22 protein-coding genes and 2 tRNA genes are annotated in these 23,335 nt (G+C 57.1%); all 24 read right to left on the reverse strand.

The window, feature by feature from the left end; translation table 11 throughout:
• Window positions 1-3: 3 nt before the first annotated feature.
• The gene (gene folP / locus GSUB_RS19780) at window positions 4-1,215 is read right to left on the reverse strand and encodes a dihydropteroate synthase (protein ID WP_235269830.1); all 1,212 of its coding nucleotides are present in this window, start codon (window positions 1,213-1,215) and stop codon (window positions 4-6) included.
• Window positions 1,216-3,087: an ATP-dependent zinc metalloprotease FtsH gene (gene ftsH, locus GSUB_RS12400; RefSeq protein WP_040201037.1), complete on the reverse strand. Its 1,872-nt coding sequence runs from the start codon at window positions 3,085-3,087 to the stop codon at window positions 1,216-1,218.
• A 124-nt stretch (window positions 3,088-3,211) separates the two neighbouring features.
• On the reverse strand, window positions 3,212-4,567 hold the full coding sequence (gene tilS, locus GSUB_RS12405) for a tRNA lysidine(34) synthetase TilS (RefSeq protein ID WP_052464908.1): 1,356 nt from the start codon (window positions 4,565-4,567) through the stop codon (window positions 3,212-3,214).
• 61 nt (window positions 4,568-4,628) lie between these two features.
• Window positions 4,629-4,705 (reverse strand) — tRNA-Met (locus GSUB_RS12410).
• A 46-nt stretch (window positions 4,706-4,751) separates the two neighbouring features.
• Window positions 4,752-4,828, reverse strand: a tRNA-Met gene (locus GSUB_RS12415).
• A gap of 83 nt (window positions 4,829-4,911) precedes the next feature.
• Entirely contained in the window at window positions 4,912-5,622 is a 711-nt protein-coding gene (locus GSUB_RS18130; RefSeq protein ID WP_052464909.1) for an SPOR domain-containing protein, read from the reverse strand.
• A gap of 19 nt (window positions 5,623-5,641) precedes the next feature.
• A complete protein-coding gene (argS, locus tag GSUB_RS12425; protein ID WP_040201038.1) occupies window positions 5,642-7,306 on the reverse strand; it encodes an arginine--tRNA ligase in 1,665 nt (554 codons plus the stop codon).
• Between the two features lie 7 nt (window positions 7,307-7,313).
• Window positions 7,314-7,493 carry a hypothetical protein gene (locus tag GSUB_RS12430; protein ID WP_040201039.1) on the reverse strand — a complete coding sequence of 60 codons (180 nt, stop codon included), beginning with the start codon at window positions 7,491-7,493 and terminating at the stop codon, window positions 7,314-7,316.
• A gap of 120 nt (window positions 7,494-7,613) precedes the next feature.
• Complete coding sequence (locus tag GSUB_RS12435) at window positions 7,614-7,901, reverse strand: FtsB family cell division protein (protein WP_040201040.1); 288 nt, start codon at window positions 7,899-7,901, stop codon at window positions 7,614-7,616.
• 178 nt (window positions 7,902-8,079) lie between these two features.
• On the reverse strand, window positions 8,080-8,373 hold the full coding sequence (locus tag GSUB_RS12440; RefSeq protein WP_040201041.1) for a ComEA family DNA-binding protein: 294 nt from the start codon (window positions 8,371-8,373) through the stop codon (window positions 8,080-8,082).
• Between the two features lie 108 nt (window positions 8,374-8,481).
• Window positions 8,482-10,587, reverse strand: a complete 2,106-nt coding sequence (locus GSUB_RS12445; RefSeq protein ID WP_144402012.1) for an LPS-assembly protein LptD — start codon at window positions 10,585-10,587, stop codon at window positions 8,482-8,484.
• Window positions 10,584-11,855: a bifunctional folylpolyglutamate synthase/dihydrofolate synthase gene (locus tag GSUB_RS12450; RefSeq protein WP_040201043.1), complete on the reverse strand. Its 1,272-nt coding sequence runs from the start codon at window positions 11,853-11,855 to the stop codon at window positions 10,584-10,586. Before GSUB_RS12450 ends, GSUB_RS12445 begins: the two co-directional genes overlap by 4 nt.
• Window positions 11,856-11,858: 3 nt before the next feature.
• Window positions 11,859-12,707 carry an acetyl-CoA carboxylase, carboxyltransferase subunit beta gene (gene accD, locus GSUB_RS12455; RefSeq protein WP_040201044.1) on the reverse strand — a complete coding sequence of 283 codons (849 nt, stop codon included), beginning with the start codon at window positions 12,705-12,707 and terminating at the stop codon, window positions 11,859-11,861.
• Window positions 12,708-12,772: 65 nt separating this feature from the next.
• On the reverse strand, window positions 12,773-13,594 hold the full coding sequence (gene trpA / locus GSUB_RS12460) for a tryptophan synthase subunit alpha (RefSeq protein WP_040201045.1): 822 nt from the start codon (window positions 13,592-13,594) through the stop codon (window positions 12,773-12,775).
• A gap of 59 nt (window positions 13,595-13,653) precedes the next feature.
• Entirely contained in the window at window positions 13,654-14,172 is a 519-nt protein-coding gene (locus GSUB_RS12465; RefSeq protein ID WP_040201047.1) for an SRPBCC family protein, read from the reverse strand.
• Between the two features lie 58 nt (window positions 14,173-14,230).
• The gene (locus GSUB_RS12470; protein ID WP_040201048.1) at window positions 14,231-15,508 is read right to left on the reverse strand and encodes a DEAD/DEAH box helicase; all 1,278 of its coding nucleotides are present in this window, start codon (window positions 15,506-15,508) and stop codon (window positions 14,231-14,233) included.
• Window positions 15,509-15,559: 51 nt separating this feature from the next.
• On the reverse strand, window positions 15,560-16,753 hold the full coding sequence (gene trpB, locus GSUB_RS12475) for a tryptophan synthase subunit beta (RefSeq protein ID WP_040201050.1): 1,194 nt from the start codon (window positions 16,751-16,753) through the stop codon (window positions 15,560-15,562).
• Window positions 16,750-17,394 carry a phosphoribosylanthranilate isomerase gene (locus tag GSUB_RS12480; protein ID WP_040201051.1) on the reverse strand — a complete coding sequence of 215 codons (645 nt, stop codon included), beginning with the start codon at window positions 17,392-17,394 and terminating at the stop codon, window positions 16,750-16,752. Before GSUB_RS12480 ends, trpB begins: the two co-directional genes overlap by 4 nt.
• A 12-nt stretch (window positions 17,395-17,406) precedes the next feature.
• On the reverse strand, window positions 17,407-18,759 hold the full coding sequence (locus GSUB_RS12485; protein ID WP_040201052.1) for a TrpB-like pyridoxal phosphate-dependent enzyme: 1,353 nt from the start codon (window positions 18,757-18,759) through the stop codon (window positions 17,407-17,409).
• Between the two features lies 1 nt (window position 18,760).
• Complete coding sequence (trpC, locus tag GSUB_RS12490; protein ID WP_040201053.1) at window positions 18,761-19,558, reverse strand: indole-3-glycerol phosphate synthase TrpC; 798 nt, start codon at window positions 19,556-19,558, stop codon at window positions 18,761-18,763.
• Window positions 19,559-19,572: 14 nt separating this feature from the next.
• Complete coding sequence (trpD, locus tag GSUB_RS12495) at window positions 19,573-20,628, reverse strand: anthranilate phosphoribosyltransferase (protein WP_040201055.1); 1,056 nt, start codon at window positions 20,626-20,628, stop codon at window positions 19,573-19,575.
• Window positions 20,629-20,658: 30 nt separating this feature from the next.
• Window positions 20,659-21,225, reverse strand: coding sequence for an anthranilate synthase component II (locus GSUB_RS12500; protein WP_040201057.1), 567 nt, complete (start codon window positions 21,223-21,225; stop codon window positions 20,659-20,661).
• Window position 21,226: 1 nt separating this feature from the next.
• Window positions 21,227-22,720 (reverse strand): anthranilate synthase component I, encoded by a 1,494-nt coding sequence (gene trpE, locus GSUB_RS12505; RefSeq protein WP_040201058.1) that lies wholly within the window; start codon window positions 22,718-22,720, stop codon window positions 21,227-21,229.
• Window positions 22,721-22,870: 150 nt separating this feature from the next.
• A complete protein-coding gene (gene rplQ, locus GSUB_RS12510; RefSeq protein WP_084212030.1) occupies window positions 22,871-23,329 on the reverse strand; it encodes a 50S ribosomal protein L17 in 459 nt (152 codons plus the stop codon).
• Window positions 23,330-23,335 lie beyond the last annotated feature (6 nt).

Genomic DNA, 23,335 nt, shown 5'->3' on the forward strand with positions numbered 1-23,335 from the left:
CAATCATACATAAGGGTGGATCGCCCAGGCTGTCAAAGCGGCATCACGATTCGGGGCGACATCATGCACTCGGAAAATACGTGCCCCCTGAGCAACGCCGAGAGCCGTAGTAGCGACAGTTCCGAACAGACGCTCGCACGGCTGAGGGCGGTCGAGAATTTTACCGAGGAAAGCTTTACGTGAGGTGCCCAGCAGGATCGGCCGCCCCAGGCAATGAAGCTCTGCAAGGCGACGCAGGATTTCCAGGTTGCCGGCTGCGTCCTTGCCGAATCCGACACCCGGGTCTACGGCGATGCGATCCTCTTCAACCCCGGCGGCATATGCAAGTTCGATCCCCTCGGCCAGGTAGCGGCATACATCCCCGAGCAAATCAGCATAATCCGTCCGTTTCTGCATGATGTCCGAGCGCCCTCGGGTATGCATGAGGAACAATCCGGCGCCGGTCTGCGCGGCGACGCGCGCCATTTCAGAGTCAAAACGCAGCCCACTGACATCGTTGATAAATTCCGCGCCGGCAAGAATGGCCTCATGGGCAACGCGGCTTTTTGTGGTATCCACCGAAATCGGAACAGCACATTGTGCGGCGATCCGTTCAACGATGGGGACTACCCGCCGCACTTCCTCCTCTTCGTCAACCCCTGTAGATCCCGGGCGGGTGCTTTCCCCTCCGATATCGATGAGATCGACCCCCTGCTCGACCATGTTCCGAGCCTGTTTCAGGGCGCAATCCGGATCGAGGTAGCACCCCCCATCCGAGAAAGAATCGGGGGTGATATTGAGAATCCCCATGATACGGGGGCGACTCAAATCCAAGGTGCAGGTGCGCCCCCGCAAAGATGTTGCCGGGCGCTCGGAGCGATCAAGAAGAAGGCTGAGCGATTGCGCCAATCGGGCTTCCGGTACTCCTCCATTTTTCTGCAGAGCCTGGCAGAGAGCACGCAACCCGGGGCGATCTCCGCACAGCAGAAGATCACCGCCAGCGGCATTCCCGCCCAGCAACGACGCTGAAGGCACGATCTGCTTGAGAGAAGTGCCGACACTGGCTTGCAGGCAGCGAAACAGCGCCTGCGAAACATCATGCACCTTAATCAGGTCACCACCAGCCAACAGATGAGGCAGGTAAGACTCCCAGGGGCCTGCCCCAAGGCGGCGCAATTCCGCTAGTGCCTGCGGCTCACTGGCGATCTGAAGCAACCGCGGAGGCGAAGACGTCATTTACTCATCAGTCCGGGAATCCTGGTCCACACAACCGCCTTCAGAGGGAGCAATGGTTTTTCCTTCATCCTCTTTCCCGGCTGACGAAGCACCAAAGACCAGGTCATTAAGCTCGTGGCTGTCAAGGTTTTCACGGTCCAGCAGGGCTTCGGCCACACGGTCGAGAGCTTCGCGGTTATCTTTGAGGATAGTGCGAGTTCGCTCATAATTGCGCTGAACGATATCGCGAATCTCCCTGTCGATTTCGACGGCGGTTGCTTCGCTGTAGTTTTTACTGTGGCCCATGTCGCGGCCGAGGAATATTTCGCCTTCTTTTTCGCCGAAGGTCAGAGGGCCAAGGGTCTCACTCATCCCCCATTCACAGACCATCTTGCGGGCGATGGCAGTGGCACGCTCAAGGTCATTGGCCGCGCCGCTGGTGATGCTCGGGAAGACAAGTTCCTCGGCAATACGTCCGCCAAGCAAGGTGCAGATGCGAATATTAAGACCATCCTTGGTCTCGTTGTATTTCTCTTCCTGGGGCAGATACATGGTCACGCCCATGGCACGACCGCGAGGGATAATCGACACCTTATGCACCGGATCGGAGCCAGGGATGAACAGGGCCACCAGAGCGTGCCCCGCTTCGTGCCAGGCGGTGACCTTCTTCTCTTCCTCGGTGATCACCATGGAACGCCTCTCGGCGCCCATCATGACTTTATCCTTGGCCGCTTCCAGGTCAACCATGGCAACCTTGTCCTGGTTTTTGCGTGCGGCCAGAAGAGCCGCTTCGTTCACGAGATTGGCCAGGTCGGCACCTGAAAATCCCGGAGTTCCCTTGGCCAGAACCGCCATATCAACATCTTCCTGCATGGGAATATTGCGAGAGTGAACCTGCAGGATCTTCTCGCGGCCACGCACGTCAGGTGGCGGCACGACAACCTGGCGATCAAAACGTCCGGGACGCAGCAAGGCAGGATCAAGCACGTCGGGGCGGTTGGTGGCGGCAATCAGGATAACGCCCTCGTTGGACTCGAAACCGTCCATTTCAACCAGCAGCTGATTGAGGGTCTGCTCCCGTTCATCATGACCGCCGCCGAGTCCGGCGCCACGATGACGACCCACAGCATCGATCTCGTCGATGAAGATGATACAGGGTGCGTTTTTCTTGCCCTGAACGAACAGGTCACGCACACGGCTCGCACCAACCCCGACGAACATCTCAACGAAGTCAGAACCGGAGATTGAGAAAAACGGCACGCCGGCCTCACCGGCGATAGCACGGGCTAAAAGGGTTTTACCCGTCCCGGGCGGCCCCACCAGCAGAACGCCCTTCGGGATCTTGCCGCCGAGGCGGGAATATTTCTTGGGGTCTTTCAGAAAGGAGACGATCTCCTCAAGCTCGTCCTTGGCTTCCTCAACCCCGGCCACATCACTGAACATCACGCGGGCGGTGCTTTCGTTGAGGAGTTTGGCGCGGCTCTTGCCGAAGCTCATGGCCTTGCCGCCGCCGGACTGCATCTGTCGCATGAAGAAGATCCATACAGCAATCAGCAGCAGAATCGGCCCCCAGGAAACCAGCAGGGTGAACCAGAACCCCTGGTCTTCAACCGGCTTTGCTTCGATCACAACGCCTTTTTCCTTCAGTTCGGGGATCAGCTCCACATCACCCGGCGCATAGGTCTTGAACGCGGTTCCGTCGTCATAGAGACCCTCGATCTGTTGCCCCTGGATAGTGACTTTCTGCACCCGCCCTTCATCAACGGCACTGAGAAAATTGGTGTAGTTGACAGGCTTTAACTCCTGCTCTTTCTGCGTCATCATGTTGAAGAGCAGAATCATCAATAAGGAGATTACCAGCCACAACGCAAGATTTTTATAAAACTGATTCACTTTCCCCCCTAATACAGGAAATATATTCGCTTGGTTCGGTTGATATAAAGGTGCTAAACCCGGTTTAACTATCGGGAAAAAGTACCACAAAGGACGAGAGTCCACAAGTCGGGACTGACCTTTTTTACGGCAGTAGCGCGACCCGCAGAATTTTTTTGGTTTTTCCGCCGGGTCGGTAGTCGTTGCAGCGCCGCAACCCCGCCAGCCACAGGATCTGCCCCTCATGTTCGAGCACGGGGCAGGATCTTCTTATATCCAGTGGTACTTTTTCATCAATAAAAATATCTTTAAGCTTACGTCGCCCGCTCATTCCCGCAACCGTCATCCGGTCTCCGGCCTCGCGGGAGCGAAGAATCAGAGGGAACGTGACCCGGGCTTCGTCGAACTCCACCGCGGTGCGGCCATCACACAGGCCCGGTTTCGAGGCCAGAGTAAATTCAACCTGCCAGCCGCCCGGCAGTCTGTACACGCCCGGAGTCGTAACTTTTTGGCAATAAGGCTCTATAGCTGCAGATGGATGAGTTTCCAGGTGAAGCTCATCATAGCTGCGGAACGCAGTGACTCCGGGCAGGTGAAGTTCCTTGCGCCCCTGCGCCCCTGCTGCCAATTGAGCCAGGGCGGCAATGTGCTTTTCCTCCACCCCCCGCAGGTCCCCTCGCACGATTTCGACCAGATGACGCAGTACGCGGTCACGAAGCGCCGGGTGGAGACGATTGATTTCCTTCCGGGGGACACAGGCAGAACCTGTCGCCAGACACCAGCCGGAAACCGTCTCCATGACCTGCCGACGCCAGTAATCCTCCTCACAGCTCAAGCGGCGGGCCAACCGGGCGAGTGCATCTTCAACGCGCGGATTGATCAAGCGGCACAGGGGCAACAGGCGATGCCGGATCAGGTTGCGGGTATAGCGCAGGTCATCATTGCTCTCATCATGACAAAACGTCAAACCATGAAAATCGAGGTAACGTCTGATTCGGGATCGGGAAACAGACAGCAGGGGTCGCACATAGACTCCACTGACGGGGCGCATGGCGGCCAGTCCTGCCGGCCCGCTGCCCCGCAGCAGGCGGTGAAGAACTGTTTCAGCCTGGTCATCTTGGTGATGCCCCAGCGCGATCCGGCGACAATTAAACCGCCGGGCGGTTTCCTCCAGAAATGCTCGCCGCATTTTTCTTGCTGCCTGCTCAACACCCCCGCGCCGGGCGGCGCTGATTTCAGAACCTGCAGTGCGGTGCAAAACAAACGGGAGGTCCCACAGTCTGCACAGCCCTTCCACAAAGAGTGCGTCTTTGGCACTTTGCGCACGAAGGCCATGATCGAGGTGCGCGACCACAAGGGAAAGATTCAGGTCTGCGGCAATCTCTTTGAGCAGGTGCAACAGTGCCACTGAATCGCTCCCACCCGAGACTGCAACAAGGACCCTGTCACCCTTTTGCAAAAGTTTTTTGTCGACGATTTCGCCGAGCACCTCATTTTTCATGGATTATGTGCCGGAATGACAAAGACCCTCCCCGGAGTCCGAGAAGGGTCTTTGTGGTGATTGGTGGCGGTGCAGAGATTCGAACTCCGGACACTGCGGATATGAGCCGCATGCTCTAACCAACTGAGCTACACCGCCGAAAAGCGGGATATAAAACCTCCCGTTCAAGGGAAGCGGAAAAACTTGGTTGCGGGGGCAGGATTCGAACCTGCGACCTTCGGGTTATGAGCCCGACGAGCTACCGTACTGCTCCACCCCGCGACACGCGAAACAGGAAATTAAACAAATTCGCAGGGCAAGTCAAGTTATTTTTTACCGCGGCAGAAAACCGCCTCGACCAAACTTCAGCGGCGCGTAACAAACCCGTCTATCTTCTCCTGTGCCTTGAGCAGATCGGCCGCGCCGCGCGCTGTTTCCGCATCGGCAAACGGACCAACCCGCACCCGATACCAGGAGCCCTTGTCGCCAAGATCCGCCTGCTGGATATAGGCGGAAAAGTCTTTCTTCAAAAGTTTCTCCCGCAGAGCCCGTGCATCGCCTTCGGCGCGAAAGGAACCGACCTGTACCACGAAGCGGCCGTCAGCAACAGGAGGTACAGATTGAGCAGCGGGGGGCGCGCCGGCGTCGGCTTTCTCCGTAGAGGCACTTTCGGATTTGCGCTCCGCATCTTCCAGAACGGGCTTCAGGCTATCGCGCGCCGGGCCCTGCTCTTTCTGCGCCGGCGGTTGATTGATGCCGCTGCCCAGAGGAGGCTCATCACTCTTCGGGAGGGTATCGAAAAAAGTTAGAGACGTTTTCTCGTCCACGGAGTCTGCCGCGGGGTCTGCCGTTTTCGTCTCGGTATCTGATTCGCGAGACGCGGACTTTTCCACCACAACTTTTTCTGTTGCAGCAGGCGTGAGAGGTGCGGACGGTATCTGTGGGGAACCGCTCTTGCCGACCATAACGCCGAGGGAGAAGCTGACCAATGAGACCGCCAGCATGGTCACCAGCAGCAGAACAGCCTGTTTTCTTTCCATGCGACGCTGACTTCGAGTCTTCGTTTCACGCGTCATGATCGAGTACCTCCCGTATTTACATGCTCTCCGGCGCTGAAACGCCAAGAAGCCCCAACGCGTTGGCCAGAACCGTGCGTATGCAGTTGACTAGATAAAGACGTGCACGGGTGACATTCTCATCTTCGGAAACCACCCGGTGACGATTGTAATAGCTGTGAAACTGAGATGCGAGTTCCTGCAGATAGAATACCACCCGATGCGGTGCAAAATCCCGTGCGGCCCCTGCCACGGTTTCAGGAAAACGCGCCAGGTATTTAGCCAGCGCAAGCTCTTCCTCCAACTGCAGGCAGTTAAAATCGACCTTTCCCAGGTCAGGAGCGACAATTCCCTGCTCGGCAGCATTACGATTGATGCTGCACACCCGGGCATGAGCGTATTGCACATAATAGACCGGGTTATCATTGCTCTGCTGCTTGGCCAGATCCAGATCGAAATCAAGCTGACTGTCGGAGCGCCGCATCAGGAAGAAAAACCGGCAGGCATCACGACCGACCTCGTCAATGACTTCACGCAGGGTGACGAACTCTCCGCTGCGAGTACTCATCGCCACCGGGTTTCCACCGCGTAGCAGATTGACAAGTTGTACCAGGATAATCTGCAGATCCTCCGGATTGCGCCCCAAACCGGCAAGCACCGCTTTCATGCGCGGTACGTAACCGTGATGATCCGCCCCCCAGACATCGATGGCCAGATCATACCCTCGCTCGAATTTTTCCTTGTGGTAAGCCACATCCGAGGCAAAGTAGGTCGTTGCGCCGTTGGAACGAACCAGCACCCGATCCTTGTCGTCGCCGTAGTCGGTCGTTCGGAACCAGAGGGCGCCGTCTTTTTCATAGGTCAGTTTTCGTTCTTTGAGCAGATCGATTCCCCGCTGCACGTCACCGCGATCGTACAGACTCTGCTCGCTGTACCACTTGTTGAAATAAACTCCAAAAGATTGAAGATCCTCCTCTATCCCGGCGAGTATGCGCTCCCCGCCGAAACGTGCGAAAAACGCCACGGCCTGATCTTCGGGCACATCAAGGTAACGCCGTCCGTCACGCTGCGCCACCTCGCGGGCAATGTCGCGAATGTAGTCTCCTTGGTAGCAGTTGTCCGGGAAATCAACAGCTTCGCCAAAACTCTCGCGGTAGCGGAGGAATAGCGAACGCCCCAGGGTATCCATCTGGTTGCCCGCGTCATTAATGTAATACTCGCGATCGACCGAATATCCCGCCCACTCCAGAACCGCCGCCACCGCGTCACCGGTAGCGGCGCCGCGACCATGGCCAATATGAAGGGGGCCCGTGGGATTGGCGCTGACGAATTCCACCTGAACCCTTTTGCCGTTGCCCAACGTGCTGCGCCCATAATCCCTTCCCGCCCGAGCGACGTCGTCCAACACCCCGTACCAGCACCGCGGAGAGAGGAAAAAGTTGATGAAGCCTGGACCTGCTATTTCAACTTTATCCCACAGCCCGTCGCCATCTCCGAGCGCATCAATCAACGCCTGCGCGATTTGTCGCGGCGCTTTTTTTTCGGCGCGTGCCATGGCCATTGCGGCGTTGGTGGCAAAATCACCATGATCGCTGTGATTGGGGACTTCAAGCACGATCTCCGGCACAATTCCGCTATTGAGCGTTCCGCTCCCGAAGCAGGCGTCCATCGCCTGCTCTATCTTCTTTCTGAGTCGTTGTTTCATCTGAAAGTCATTCTTTCTCGCTTGTATTTTCCTCGGCGGCCGCCTCTTTTTCCGCCGCACGCCGCAGAGCAACGTCCTCGGAAAAATCAGGGCAGTGCAGAGAAGAGTCTCCGCTCATGGTGTGACGCTTGACGCATTGGGAACGCCAGGCGCAGACCGGGCAGGTCCGGGGTGCATCGTAGGGCATGGATTCTCCTTGAATTTCCTGGTTTTATCTAAAAGAAATCATGCTAGCTCCGCAGACGTACAGGTGTCAAGCAGGACGCTGGAGGGATCATGCACGGGAAAGGAGCGATCACAGGAGTGGTTAGTCGGCCGGATCCTTGTCGGAAGCCTTCGCGGAAGCGGGATCGGGAGTGCGCGGAAACTGATAAACCAGCTCATCCTCCTTGACCATGCCGAGATTTTTGCGTGCCAAACCCTCCAGATAGAAATAATCGTTGCGCAATCGCTCGACTTCCTGTCTCAACTCGCGGTTGTCCGCCTCCAGTTGATCAATGCGTTCCTGCAATTCAGCACGGTATTCCAACATGCGGAAGGTTCGCATAATGCCGCGTTCGCCAAAAAAAGCCAGCGCGAACAACAGCACAATCACGATTCCCATCCACAAAGGGGGGCGCAATTTCAAACGTCGTGGTGTTTCATCACCTGTGTTTTCAGAGGCCATGCCGCATCGGTTTTAAAGAAGGTGTGGATGTCCCGGAAGAGGCGCCGGGATCCCGGTGAAGATCGGGCCAGGAAAAGTCGGGAGAGGGCTGATGACCACGTTATCTTTAGTTAACCGTGATTTTTGAGCGAATACGCTCGAGCGTTGCCGAGCCGATTCCTTCAACGCGGGTCAGATCGTCGACCGACGAAAAAGGCTCTTTCTCCCGATGGGCCACGATACTGCGCGCCTTGACCGATCCGATGCCGGTCAGGGCCTGCAACTCCACGGCGGTCGCAGTATTGATATTGATTATTGCATTTTGCGCCTCGGCAGAGGGTGTTTCATTCTGCGCCAGCGCGGCAAAGCTTCCCCCCAAGGAAAGCGTGACGGTAAAAATCAGTGCAACCAGAAATTTCATAAAACCCTCCCTGATTCAAAATCAGCATTAAATGGCATCAGCCCCTCCCAAGGGTGTAATAAGTAGCACATTGCATAAAAGACGGTCAACTGGCAAAAAAGTTCGCCACTACCCACCACCGCCTAGCACGCCGCCAAAATTGGCAATGCGGCCGAGACCCGACAATGAGAGGGTCACCAAAAATTCCGTATCCTCAAGGCGATCGCGCAAAGTCAAAAACACGCTCCAGCATTGCGCACGATATTCCACGTCGAGAACCTTTTCCAGATCCCTGCCGACCACCAGATCGTAGCGATGGAGATACCGGAGATGAACGGGATCCAGGAAAGATGTGCGGAGTTCTCCTTGCACATACTCCTGGTCGTCCCGCAGGTAATGGTAGCTGGCGGATACGTCATTCCCCCTTCCATCATTCGCACCGAATTCGAGGCGCATATCCGCAACCTTCATAGAATCTCCCGCCGCGGTTTCAAAATCATAGCGGCTGTCGAGGTTCACATAGCTCCAGCGGGTGGGCCGTAACAGAAGCTCCGTCCGCAGGGCGGAAAATGGCCTGAAGTTATCCAGGGGATTAAGGGGGTCCTGCCGCGACTCGACAATGTCGTATTCCTGCGACAAACGGAAATAAAGGAATTCATGATAAAAGGCGGCACCGTCCTGCGGCTCGATGCGGGCGGTCAGGCGATTGGTCAGACCGTAGGAAATGCGATGGACATGGGCAAGGCGGTCGCTGCGATCGAAATAAGGGAGGTCATCCTCACCGTGACGAGGCACATAGGTATAGGCGATTTCCGGTGAAATGACATGCTGGATTTTGCTGACATTTCCAGGGCCACCATTAAATACACGGGCGAAGGAAGAGCTCATGCGCACGCCCAGGTCGAAAACGCCCTTCTGCTCCCAGCGGGAGCCGCTTTCGCCAGAAGAATCTTCATCGGCGTAATAAAACCGCTGGGTAAACCCTATTTCAGGCAAAACCTCCAGAAACCCCAACTGGAAGGGGGCCGACAGGGCGGGGCGTAAAAGCAGGCGCTGGCCGCTTTGGCCTTCGTCGCGGTAGAAGTGGTCATAAGTCGTATCCAGCCGGGCAAAAAGGAAGGATTCGCCAACGGGCTGGAGCAAGGATGAGAAATGGACCTGGGGGAGGCGCTGCAGAGTGCGATCGGTATCCCTGTCAAGGTTGTTGAGGTGTTTGAGCTGTGCCGTCAGGTTGCGATTTCCCCAGGCGCGGCTGAGAAAAATTTTCGACTCGGTCTTGTCCTTATTGTACTCACCGGCGACCTCTCCGAATCGAGAGAAATATTCTTCGTCATCGACATACTCTACGGCTGCCACACTGCGGATTTTCCCCGGCAACCACCCCTGGTTGCGCCAGTCGATGGCCAGTGCATTCTCCCCTTCATCAAAGCCGCTGACATGATAAATTTTCGCTTCTCCTTCCTGGCGACGAAATGCGTAGCGGTACTCCAGCCCTTTGCCGATGCCGAGGTCGCTGAAGTAATCCAGGTAGAAGGTCATGTCCTGATTCTGCGCCAGGACCTGATAGTAGGCACCCGAGAGCTGCCAGCCGCGGTTTCTGGAATAACCGTAACGAGGCATCAGCAGGCCGGATTCACGTTCGGTCTGGACGGGATAAAGCACATAAGGTGTGTAGAAAACGGGAATGTTTTTCAGATAGAACCTGGCATGACGACCGCGGGCAAATTTTCCGAGCGTGACTTCGAGATCACTGACGCGGAATTTCCATGCGGGGTTCTCACCGTCGCAGGTGGTAAACTCGCCCTGCTCGATGCGGTAATCCACGGGACTCAACCGCTCGATGGAATCCCCGGTCACGTGAAGGTTGCGATCCCGCAGAAAAATGGTCCCGTAGGAGAGGCGCCCCCGCCCGCTATCCAGTTCGAGAGAAAGTTCATCGCCGGTCATCTCACCGCTGGGGTCCAGCAGGCGCACATCACCGCGGGCCCGGGCTTCGCCGGTTTCGGGATGCCACCACACCTCATCGGCAAACAAGGTCATCTCTCCCTGTCGCAAAACAACTTCGCCTACGGCCTGATATTCTCCGCTCTGCTGATCATAATCGAGTTGGTCGGCATCAAGATGAACCGGCTGGTCTTCATCCAGGGAAGGTCCCGCCGCGACAGCAAAACCCGCCATCACGGAAAAAAGAAGGCACACCAGCATGAAAAGAAAAAAGCAGCGGAACAATCTCACGACAGGACGTCCCTTTCAGACAACAAAAGGTCACGAAGTTCAGCGACCAGGTACAGAGAACCGGCGACCACGGCCAGAGGCGCCTTTGCCCAACTGCGACACAGGTTCTCCAGTGCCTGCGACGGGGAACCGCACACGAGGGCTCGACACTTTCTGCTGTGGAGAAAATCGGCGATATCTGTTGCATCAACCGCTTTCTCTATGGACGGCTCAGCAATATAGGCTTCGGCAATATAGGGTAGCCACGGTGTCAGCACATCTTCAGGAGAGCGCGTCCCGCTCAGCCCGATCACCCAGGGCAGAGGCCCGTAACGGCGTTCCGCCAAAAAAGAGGCCAGGGCACGCGCGCCGGCCGGGTTGTGAGCGCCATCCAGCAGAACCGGGGGATTGCCTGGAACAAACTCGAGTCTTCCCGGCCATTGCACCTCCTCAACCGCTTTGCGCACCACTTCTTTATCAAAACCAGCCACTCGGGGCTGCAACACCTCAAGGGCCGCCAAAGCAAGTGACAGGTTATCATGCTGGTGACGGCCGGCCAGGCGCGGGCAAAGCCCCTTCAACGTCATCTTCAGGCCCTCATAATCAAAACCATCGTCCCTTGCAGCCACCTTGAAATCCCGGCCAGCCACGTAAAGAGGTGCGTGCAGTTGGGCAGCAACATTTTCGATTGCAGCGAGGGCATCAGGCTCCTGGTGCCCCACCACAACCGGGACACCGGGCTTAATAATCCCTGCCTTCTCACGAGCTATGCTCTCAAGTGTTTGCCCCAGATGCTCAGCGTGATCGACGGAGACGGGAGTAATAATGGAGAGAGCCGGGGTTACGGCATTTGTGGCATCGAGGCGTCCCCCCATGCCAACCTCCAGCACAGCCCAATCGACCTGTCGAAGCTGAAAGTAGCGTAGCGCGAGAGCCGTTGTGAATTCAAAAAAGGTGGCCGGCACTCCCCGGCTCAATCGGCGCAGTTGCTCAACAAGATCGACCACGTCCTGTTCGGCAACAGGTCGACCGTCTACCGTGATCCGCTCGGTGAAACTGTGCAGATGGGGGGAAGTATAAAGACCGGTGCGCGCGCCGGTTTCAGTTAAAATACGGGCCAGCGCCGCACAGACCGATCCCTTGCCGTTGGTTCCGGCAACGTGAATGATAGGATAAGATTGCTCGGGGTGATGAAGCCGCGCCAGCAGTTGGTGGATATTGTCCAGCCCGAGTTTGATGCCGAAACGCTGCAGGCCGTAAAGGTAATCGAGCGCCCCGTTATACGGCAAGGGTCAACTCTTGGTCAGAATGCGCAGGACCTGGGACAGCCTCGCTTTCATCTCCTGGCGGCGCACGATCATATCGACCATCCCGTGCTCGAGCAGATATTCGGAGCGCTGGAACCCTTCCGGAAGTTTCTGCCGGATCGTCTGCTCAATGACACGAGGACCGGCAAATCCGATCAAAGCGCGGGGTTCGGCAATGTTAAGATCACCGAGCATCGCGAAACTCGCAGTGACCCCTCCGGTCGTCGGATCGGTAAGAACGGAAATATAAGGCAGCCCCGCCGCCTTGAGCTTGGCCAGCGCGGCACTGGTTTTGGCCATCTGCATCAGCGAAAGAATGCTCTCCTGCATACGTGCTCCGCCGGAAGAGCTGAAAATCAGTACCGGCGTGCGATCCGCAAGACCGCGTTCGATGACCCGGGTGATCTTCTCCCCGACCACCGAGCCCATGCTACCGCCCATGAACCCGAAATCAAACACCGCCACAGCCACCGGCAACGCTTCAATCGTCCCGGTGCCGCAGACGACGGCATCGCTCATGCCGGTATTCTTCATAGTGGTTTTGATCCGGTCCTTGTATTTTTTCGAATCCTTGAAATCGAGAAAATCGGTGGAATGCATGCCTGCGTCCATTTCATCGAACGAATCCGCGTCCAGGATAAGGTCGATCCGCTCGCGGGCACTGATTCGAAAATGGTAATCGCATTTAGGGCAGACATTATGATTGCGCTCAATCTCCTTGGTATAGATGATCTCGCTGCAGTTCTTGCATTTGGTCCAGATCCCCTCCGGCATCTGCACCTGCTTCTGTTCCACCGGCGCAATGGGCGCCTTCTGCTTTTTGAACCAAGCCATGGATTTATCCTTATGAAAGGCCGGGAATCCGCAGCAAAACGGTTCCCCTGAAATTTATTTCCTTGTCACGGGGTCGCGGCCCCGGACTCTTTTCCGAGCAGTCCCCGTTTCAGCGACTGCACAAATTCAGCGGCGCGGGGCACAAGCTCTGAACTGCCACTGTGTTCGTCAACCACTTTTACCAGGGCGCTCCCCACAACCACAGCATCGGCAAAGGCCCCTATTTCGGCCGCCGCTTCAGGGGAATCAATACCGAACCCGACAGCAACGGGCACGGGGCTTTGCGCCCTCAAAGCACCAACCGCGGAACGGATCTCTTCGGGATCCGCACGGCGGCTGCCGGTCACACCGGTCATGGAAACATAATAAATAAAGCCCTCGGCATTGCGGGCCAGCGCCGCCATTCTTTCCGGAGGCGTGGTCGGTGCGATCAGCTGAATCAGATCGACCCCGGCCTGCTTGAGTGCGGGATGCAGTTCCTCTCGCTCCTCGGCAGGCAGATCAACCAGCAACACACCATCGACCCCGGCCCGGGCGGATTCAGCTGCAAACTCCCGGACTCCGAACACAAATACCGGATTGAAATATCCCATCAATACAATAGGAATATCGCTTTCGGCTCGAAAACGAGCCACGACATCAAGGATGCCCCGCAGACTCGCTCCCGCAGCCAAAGCTCGTTCACTGGCTTTCTGAATGGTGGGGCCATCTGCCATCGGATCGGAAAAAGGCACGCCGAGTTCGATGATATCAGCTCCCGCCTTCGCCAGCGCTCTGAGCAGTTCCTCAGTCGTCGCCAAATCGGGGTCACCGGCGGTGAGAAAGGGGATCAAGCCTGTCTCGCCACGCTCCTTCAATTTTTGGAAGGTACGGGAAATTCGTCCCATGTCACATCTCAACAGTAAATTTCAACCGTTATAAAAAAAATGCGCCTTGTTTGCAACCATCATCTTGCCCCATCAACGTCCACTGTCTCCAGGCGGTTCCGCATGGATTCAAGCACCTGACGATGATAGGATTCAAAATTCTCTCGCCCTGTCAGACGCGCAAGAAAGGCCTGCGGGCCGCGGATCACACTGTTCAAAGTCACCTCGGTGCCGCCTTGGTGCGCGGAAAGTCGCAAAGCGGTACGTGTGCTGCTGCCGAGGACACCGTCGCGAATCCAGCTCAGCTGCTTGTGCTTCACGAGCGATTCTATCGTGGCCGGCGGGGTGTCGGCGTCTCCTCGCAGAATCAATTCAAAACGCGCACCCGCCTGCAGCCTGGGAACCACGCGGGCGGCTTCAACGCCTGGCCACCATTGCGGCCACGCGGATACGGCCGCCAGAAGGTCCCAAGCCTGCTCAAGAGGCACTTCGATGATGATGGAATCCTCCACCGAAAAAACAGACTGGCTGGTCGTGGCCATCATGACACCGAAGGCAATCAACGTCAGGGTCAGAAGTACAACGACTTTTTTCAGCATTGCATTGCCCCACATCCCCCGAAGACCCTAAAAGGCCCTCGGATACAAGCCTTACCCGTCAAGATCCTGCCGGTTTTCCCCCTGCGGGTTTGCGCCGCGGCCGGCGACGGCGGGAAGACTTATTTTTTTCAGCACCGCTGGTTTTCTTTTCCGGTACCGGAGCCTTTTTGCGCGGATGGGGTCGTTTATAGTCCCAGATAAAATCGTTTTCCCCCGGGATGCAACTCGGCACTTTGCGGCCGATATACCCTTCAATGTCCGGCAGGTGCAGAACCAGGTTCTCATCCGCCAGAGAGAAAGCCTTCCCCTGAGCACCGGCACGCGCCGTCCGTCCGATCCGATGAACATAGTCTTCCGGGTCTTCCGGCAGATCATAGTTGATGACATGACTGACATCGTCGATATGAATCCCGCGTGATGCCACGTCGGTCGCCACCAGCGCACGCAGGCGCCCCTGCTTGAAATCATCAAGGATGCGAATCCGCTTCTTCTGCGGGATATCGCCCGAGAGAACGGCGGCCTTGAAATCATTCACCTTGAGGCGCTCGGTCAGATGCTCGGCTTCCTTTTTAGTGTTGACGAAGATCATGATTCGGTCGGCATTCTCTTCCTGTGCCAGCAGGCCGAGCAGCAGCGGGAATTTTTCCCGTCGCGACACGTGAAACAGGAGCTGTTCGACCAGCTCGGCAGTGACCTGTTCCGGCTCGACCTCAACCTGTTCTGCCACATTCATGAATTCGTAGGCCAGCTCCCGCACGCGATGGGACATCGTGGCCGAAAAAAGCATGGTCTGCCGCTGGTCGAAAGGGGGGAGCCGACGCAGGATAAAGCGCAGGTCGCGGATAAAGCCCATATCGAACATGCGGTCGGCCTCGTCGATCACCAGGAATTCGATATGGTTGAAACTGAAAACCTTCTGTTTGGCATAATCGATCAGTCGCCCCGGAGTGGCCACGATCACATCGACCCCGTCGCGCAGCGCGTCGCGTTGTTTCTGATAATCAACACCGCCGAATATCGGCTGAACCTTAAAAGGGCAGTGCGCTCCCAAGGCTTGGGCGTCGTCGTGAATCTGCGCGACAAGCTCGCGGGTCGGCGCAAGAATGAGCGCCCGTGGATTCGAGCCCGTCTTGCGAGGATTGCGCAACATGCGGGTGAAGAGTGAAATGAGAAAAGCCGCCGTTTTGCCGGTGCCTGTCTGGGCTTTGCCGGTCACGTCGTGCCCGGCCAGCGCCAACGGAATTGACTCCTCCTGGACGGGAGTCAGATCGGTGAATCCCACCGCCTCGATCCCTTGACGGACTTCAGCTGGCAGATCTAGTTCGGTAAATTTCATGGACTTCCTTTTTGTGCCTCTCGCTGTTCAGCGGAGGGCCTGATTAAAAGACTAGAGATCCACGCCCATCGCCTCGGCAACGGTGTGAATATCCTTGTCGCCCCGCCCCGAAAGGCAGAGAACGATGATTTTTTGTGGTGACAGCTTCGGCGCAATCTTCATCACATACGCCACGGCATGAGCACTCTCCAGAGCCGGAATGATGCCTTCAAGGCGGGTCAGTTGCTCAAATGCCTGCAAAGATTCCTCATCCGTGACCGAAACGTATTCGGCCCGGCCGATTTCATGCAAGTGGGCGTGCTCGGGCCCGACCCCGGGGTAGTCGAGTCCGGCGGAGATAGAATGGGCATTGGTAATCTGACCGTCATCATCCTGGAGCAGGAAGGTTTTATTGCCGTGCAGCACGCCGACCCGTCCAGCGCCGATGGAGGCAGCGTGCTTTCCGCTTTCAATCCCATACCCGGCGGCCTCGACTCCAATCAGGCGGACATCGCGGTCCTGCAGAAAGGGGTAGAACATCCCCATCGCATTGGAGCCGCCGCCGATGCAGGCCACCGCCACATCCGGAAGGCGCCCTTCGCGTTCCAGGATCTGGCTTTTTGTTTCTTCGCCGATGACGGCCTGAAAATCACGCACCATCTGAGGGTAGGGATGGGGGCCCGCTACGGTACCGATGACATAGAAGGTATCGCGCACATGGGTCACCCAGTAGCGAAGCGCCTCGTTCATGGCGTCCTTGAGAGTTGCGCTGCCGCCCGTCACTTCGTGCACCTTGGCGCCCAGAAGCTTCATGCGAAACACGTTCAGGGCCTGACGGCGGATATCCTCCTTGCCCATGAAGATCTCGCACTCCAGGCCGAACAGGGCCGCCACCGTCGCGGTCGCGACGCCATGCTGCCCGGCGCCGGTTTCAGCGATGACCCGTTTTTTCCCCATGCGGCGCGCCAGCAGAATCTGCCCCACCGTGTTGTTCACCTTGTGGGCACCGGTATGGTTGAGGTCTTCACGCTTGAGATAGACACGGGCGCCCCCCAGACTTTCGGAGAAGCGGCGGGCGTGATAAAGCGGCGTAGGCCGCCCCACGTAGTGGGTCAGATAATCGCGGAACTCCTGCTGAAAGGCAGGATCCTGACAGGCTTCGCCATAGGCCAGCTCGAGTTCAATCAGCGCGGGCATAAGTGTTTCGGCCACATAGCGACCACCGAACTGACCGAAATGACCTCGCTCATCAGGCATTTTGCTCATTGATCAGACCTCGTTTGATTGACATTGCGAATAAACGCTTCGACCTTGAGTGGATCCTTCCTGCCCGGTGCACTCTCGACCCCGCTGGAGACATCGACAGCAAAGGGGTGAACGACGGAGATGGCCTCGGCAACGTTGTCCGGATCAAGCCCCCCCGCCAGAATAACAGGACGGCACCGCGCAGCCTCTGCCGCCAGCCCCCAATTGCAGCATTGTCCGGTTCCGCCATAACTGTTGGAGACCCAGGCATCGAGCAGCACACCGCAGTCGGAGAAACGCTCCACCATCAGCAACGAAGTGCGATCTCGTAAACGCAGGGCCTTGATCACCCGCCGTCCGGCAATCCTGCACTGGTCGGGCTCTTCATCCCCGTGCACTTGAATCATATCCAGTGAACACATTTGTGCAATGCGCTCAATGCGTGAGGGCTCTTCGTTGACGAACAAACCCACCGTCGAGACAAAGGGGGGAAGACGCCGGACGATTTCACAGGCATCCTCAGGCGCAATGCAGCGCGGGCTGCGATCGTAGAAGACAAAGCCGAGGGCGTCCGCACCGCAGCGCGCGGCATGCAATCCGTCCTCAACGGAGGTGATACCGCAGATCTTGATACGTACCCTTGCTTCATTGCACCCGCTCACCCGCGCACCACCTTAACCGACTTCAGGGAGATTGGCCAGGGATGAGCGGATCAGCTCTTCGGGATAAGCGTAATCTACGAGCCGCCCGGCCAGATAATCTTCGTAAGCCGTCATATCGAAATTTCCGTGACCGGACAGGCAGAACAGGATGGTGCGCTCGCGCCCTTCCTCCCGGGCACGCACCGCTTCATCCACCGCCCCTTTGATGGCGTGGGACGATTCAGGTGCCGGCACGATCCCTTCGCTGCGCGTAAAAAGCAGCGCCGCCTCAAAGCAGGCATTCTGCGGATACGCGACGGCATCGACAATCCCTTCATGCCGCAGCTGGCTGACCAGGGCGCTGTCGCCGTGGTAGCGCAGCCCTCCAGCGTGAATGCCGGGCGGCACAAAATCATGTCCCAGTGTATACATTTTGGTGATGGGGGTCAGCTTGGCGATATCGCCGTAGTCATAAGCATAGACGCCCTTGGTCAAGGTGGGGCAGGAAGCCGGTTCCACCGCTACCAGGCGAATGTCCTGACCGTTGGCCTTGTCGCGCACAAAAGGAAAGGCGATACCGGCAAAGTTGCTGCCGCCGCCGCAGGCACCAAAAATCACATCGGGCTTTTCCCCGGCCATCCGCAACTGCTCTTTTGCCTCCAAACCGATAACAGTCTGGTGGAGGCACACATGGTTGAGAACGCTGCCGAGGGCATAATTGGTGTCGTCGTGGGTGGCCGCATCCTCAACCGCTTCACTGATCGCGATGCCGAGGGAACCGGGTGTATCGGGGCTCTCTTCGAGAATGCGCCGCCCAACCTCGGTGAGTTCACTGGGCGAAGGGATCACATCCGCGCCCCACACCTCCATCAGATTCTTCCGATAGGGTTTCTGTGTGAAGCTGACCCGTACCATGTAGACTGTCGTTTCAATTCCGAAGAAAGAGTTGGCCAGGGCCAGCGAGCAGCCCCACTGCCCTGCCCCGGTTTCGGTCGCCAGGCGCTTTATCCCTGCCTGCTTATTGTACCATGACTGAGGGATCGCGGTATTGGGTTTGTGAGAACCCGCCGGGGACACCCCTTCATACTTGTAATAAATGCGCGCCGGGGTCTTCAGGGCCGCTTCCAGGCGATGGGCGCGGTACAGGGGAGACGGGCGCCAGAGCTGGTAGACTTTACGCACCTCTTCCGGGATCTCTATCCAGCGCTGTTCGCTGACCTCCTGCTCGATCAGGGACATGGGGAAAATAGGCGTCAGATCTTCAGGGGCGGCTGGAGCCCCCGTGCGCGGGTTGATGACCGGCGCCAGTGATCCGGGCATATCAGGAATCACGTTGTACCAGGCCTTGGGAATCTGATCGTCCCTTAAAACAATTTTGGTCTGCATTTCAAACCTTCTCCTTCACAGCACCCAGCAGGCTTTGCAGTTTTGTCGCGATATCGTTGCACCGCATGAGGCTCTCGCCCACCAGAAACGCGTCGGCACCTGCCCTCTGCAACCGTTCGATGTCGGCACGACTGTTGATGCCGCTTTCGGAAACAATCAGTCGCCCCGGGGGCACTTGAGGCAAGAGGCGTTCGGTCACGGCAAGATCGGTCACGAAAGTGGACAGGTTGCGGTTGTTGATGCCGATCAACGGGGCAGATGTTGACAGCGCCCGCTCCAACTCAGACTCATCGTGAACTTCAAGGAGCACATCGAGGCCGAGTTCCACTGCCAGCTCACTGAATTCATTCAGGCGCGAATCAACGAGAGCTGCGGCGATCAGCAGGACCGCGTCCGCCCCCGCATTGCGCGCTTCGTAAAGCTGGTAGGCATCAATGATAAAATCCTTGCGTAAAAGCGGCAGCGGTACGGCGGTGCGAATCAGGGAGAGATAAGACAGATCGCCCATGAAGAAATCGCGGTCCGTCAGAACCGATAGACAGGCTGCGCCGGCGCGATAATAGACCCGGGCAATGGCAAGAGGATCAAAATCGACGCGGATCACCCCTTTGGACGGCGATCCTTTTTTTACCTCCGCTATGATGGCCGTTTGCTCGCGCGCCCTGTCGGCAAGGGCGGTCGCAAAAGAACGCACCGGCTCCTGATCCGCCACACGCTTTTTCTGCTCAATCAGCGGCACGCGGCTGCATGCTTCGGCAACCTCTTCGCGCTTGCGCTCCAGTATACGATCAAGTATCACGAAAAACCTTTCTTTCAGGTTATTTCATTGGTCAGGCGGACCAAGCCTTCGAGCCGCTCCAGAGCCCGGCCGCTATCCACCGCTTCCGCCGCCATTTTCAGCCCCTGCGGGATGTCATCGGCAATTTCAGCCGCGCACAGAGAGAAGGCGGCATTCAGGATAACGATATCGCGGCGTGGACCTTTGTCCCCCTTGAGGATGCCGCGTACGATTTCGGCATTGCAGGCCGCATCTCCGCCGCGCAGTTCGTCCAACTTGCAACGCTTGAGGCCGAAATCCTCCGGGGCAACATCATAAGCGTTAACCTTTCCCCCGTTGATTTCGGCAATATAGGTAGGCCCTGTCAGCGTCACCTCATCCATCCCGTCGCAGCCGTGCACCACAAAACCGCGGCGGCAACCCAGACGCGAGAGGACCTGAGCCATGGGAGTGACCAACGACGGGCGATAGACGCCAAGCACCTGGCGGTTGGCCCCGGCCGGGTTGGTCAAGGGGCCGAGAATATTGAAAATGGTGCGGATACCGATCTCTTTGCGTGGCCCGATGGCGTATTTCATGGCGCCGTGCAGCGCCGGGGCGTACAGAAAACCGATGCCGAGTTCGTCGATGCAGTTTTCGACCACCGACGGCGACACCTCGAGATTGACCCCCAGATGCTCCAGGACATCGGCACTGCCGCAGGCCGAAGACACGCTGCGGTTGCCGTGCTTGGCCACCTTGACTCCGCAGGCGGCGACAATGAACGCCACCGTGGTCGAGACATTGAAGGTCTTGGTACCGCTGCCGCCGGTCCCGCAGGTGTCGAGAATCGTCTCGCGATCGATATTGATTTCATCGCGGTCAAGATCGAGTACCCCGCCGACACGGATCGGGGTGGCATGGGCACGCATGACTTTGGCGGCGCCGGCAATCTCCTCCACCGTCTCCCCCTTCATGCGCATGGCGGTGATAAAGGAGCCGATCTGAGCCGGAGTGGCTTCACCTCCCATGATCTGGTCCATCACTTCTAACATTTGCGCCTCCGGCAGGTCGTTTCCTTCGACAACTTGCGCGATTGCCTGTTTTATCATGGCCGCTCCGTTTCTTATTCAGTGACCTTTTCAGGTCATCTCCAGAAAATTTTCCAACTGGCGCTTCCCTGTCAGGGTCAGAATCGATTCGGGATGGTATTGAATTCCCCACAGCGGCTGTTCACGATGGGTCACCGCCATGATTTCGTTTTCCTCCGTCCAGGCACTGATTTCCAAACAGGCCGGCAGCGTATCCCGCTCAACGATCAGAGAATGGTAGCGCGTGGCGGCAAAAGGGTTGTCGATCCCGGCAAACAATCCTTTCCCGTCATGAAAAACATCGCTGGTCTTGCCGTGCATCAAGCGCCCCGCACGAACCACGCGGCCACCCAGCGCCTGTCCAATACACTGGTGACCAAGGCAGACACCAAGCGTAGGAATGCGTCCGAGAAATCTGCGGATCGCTGAAACGGAGATGCCCGCCTGGTCCGGCGTACAGGGGCCCGGGGAAACGACGAGCCGCCGTGGTGCTTTACGCTCGATCTCCTCCAGAGAGATCTTGTCATTGCGGTAAATCTCGACCTCTTCCCCCAGTTCACGGAAATACTGCACCAGGTTATAGGTGAAGGAATCGTAGTTATCAATCATCAGCAGCATGTCAGTCGAGTCCTTGCCGGGCAATCTCAATGCTTTGAACGACGGCTCGCGCCTTGTTGACCGTTTCCTGAAACTCGGATTCAGGATTGGAGTCTGCAACGATCCCCGCACCCGCCTGAAGGTGGATCCGGCCATCCTGAACAACCAGGGTCCGGATTGCGATGGCCATATCCATATTCCCCGAAAAAGAGAAATAACCGACGGCACCGCCATAAATCTCACGGCGGCAGGGCTCAAGCTCATCGATAATCTGCATGGCACGGACCTTGGGTGCTCCGCTGAGCGTTCCAGCAGGGAAGGCGGCCCGGAACACATCGAAGGAATCAAGCTCGTCCTGCACCCGCCCTCGAACATTTGACACGATATGCATAACGTGGCTGTAGCGCTCGACCGTTTTGAACTCACTGACCTCAACTGAGCCTGTCGCGCAGACCCGCCCGAGATCGTTGCGGGCCAGGTCGACCAGCATTACATGTTCAGCACACTCCTTTGGGTCAGCCAGGAGTTCATCGGACAACCGTTCGTCATCTTCGGGGCTCTTCCCTCTAGGGCGGGTTCCGGCGATGGGGCGAACTTCGGCCCGATCACCCTCCTTACGTACGAGAACCTCGGGTGAGGCACCAATAACCAGAGTGTCGTTGAATCGCAGGTAAAACATGTAGGGGGAGGGATTGACGGTACGCAGAGCACGATAGATATCAAAAGGCGCCACATCCAGCGCAGCGGTGAACCGCTGGGAAAGGACCACTTGGATGATATCGCCGGCGAGCACATACTCTTTGCAGCGTTCTACGGCGTCAATAAATTGAACTTTAGAAAAGTTGGACTCAAGCTGCAGTGGGGATAGAGAAGGATCTCCACCTGAATGCAGGGAATAGGCGGAACTCGCGTTCCGCAATCGGGCTACCATCGCGTCCACCCGATCGAGACCTTCCTGGTACAACTTTTTCAGATCGCGGCCCGAATCAAGGTGGACGTTGGCAACAACGAGAATCTTTTGTTTTTTACTGTCAAAAATATAAAGATCATCCGCCAGGAGAAAGCAACTGTCATAGGCATCAATCTCGCGCGGTTTTGAGGATGGCAGGTTCTCGATAAAACGAACCATATCATAACCGAGGTATCCGACAGCGCCGCCGCTGAATCGTGGCAAACCATCGACCTCAACCGGCTGATAGATAGAGATCCACTCCTTCAGGCGCTGAAGGGGGTCATCGCAATGTCCCTGTTCAAGGATCTTGTCGCCGGATAAAATCTCGTAAAAAGTATCCTTGGAGCGGTAAAGACGCCCTTCTCCGGCTGCGAGAAAAGAGTAGCGACCCCACTTTTCACCCCCCTCGACGCTTTCAAGTAAAAAGGCGTTACTGCAGCCACGGTTGATCTTATAGAAGGCAGAGACCGGCGTTTCCATATCGGCGAAAATCTCCCGAAAAACCGGGATCAGGTTGCCTCGCTGGGCAAGTCGGGTGAATTCTTCGATGGTGGGGGAAATCATGTAAACTCCTGAGGATAATCGGAGCACAATAGCATCTTCAGGTCAAACCGGTCAACAACGTCCAGGAGTGCCGAACCGCCGTTTTAAGCCACAGACTAAAAAAGGCAAGGGAAAAACCCTTGCCTTTATTAGTGCATATACCTGATGTCTCTAAGCTTCTTTGGCTTGCTCGTCGGCGCCTTGAGGCGTGCCTTCGGATTTTTCTGCAGAAGAAGAACCCTCATCTCCGGTTCCGGTCGGCTGTGCGGAATATTCCTCTTCGACCAGCTCGATGATGGACAAGGAGGCGTTGTCGCCAGGGCGGGAGCCCAGCTTGATGATGCGGGTGTAGCCGCCGGGACGCTCCTGGTAACGGGGCGCAAGACGGTCGAAAAGCTTAGCAACGACTTTTCTGTCCTGCACGACCTGCAGCGCCTGCCGACGGGCATGCAGGTCACCGCGCTTGGCGAGTGTGATCATGCGGTCGGCAAGCTTGCGCAGTTCCTTGGCCCGAGCATCGGTTGTCGTGATCCGATCGTGCTCAAGCAGAGAAGTCACCATGTTGCGCATCATTGCGCGACGGTGGCTGGAGTTACGACCGAGCCTTTTTCCTGCCTTATTGTGACGCATTGCTAT

It is taken from the genome of Geoalkalibacter subterraneus (genome assembly GCF_000827125.1).
In the GTDB taxonomy this organism is placed as follows: Bacteria; Desulfobacterota; Desulfuromonadia; order Desulfuromonadales; family Geoalkalibacteraceae; genus Geoalkalibacter_A; species Geoalkalibacter_A subterraneus.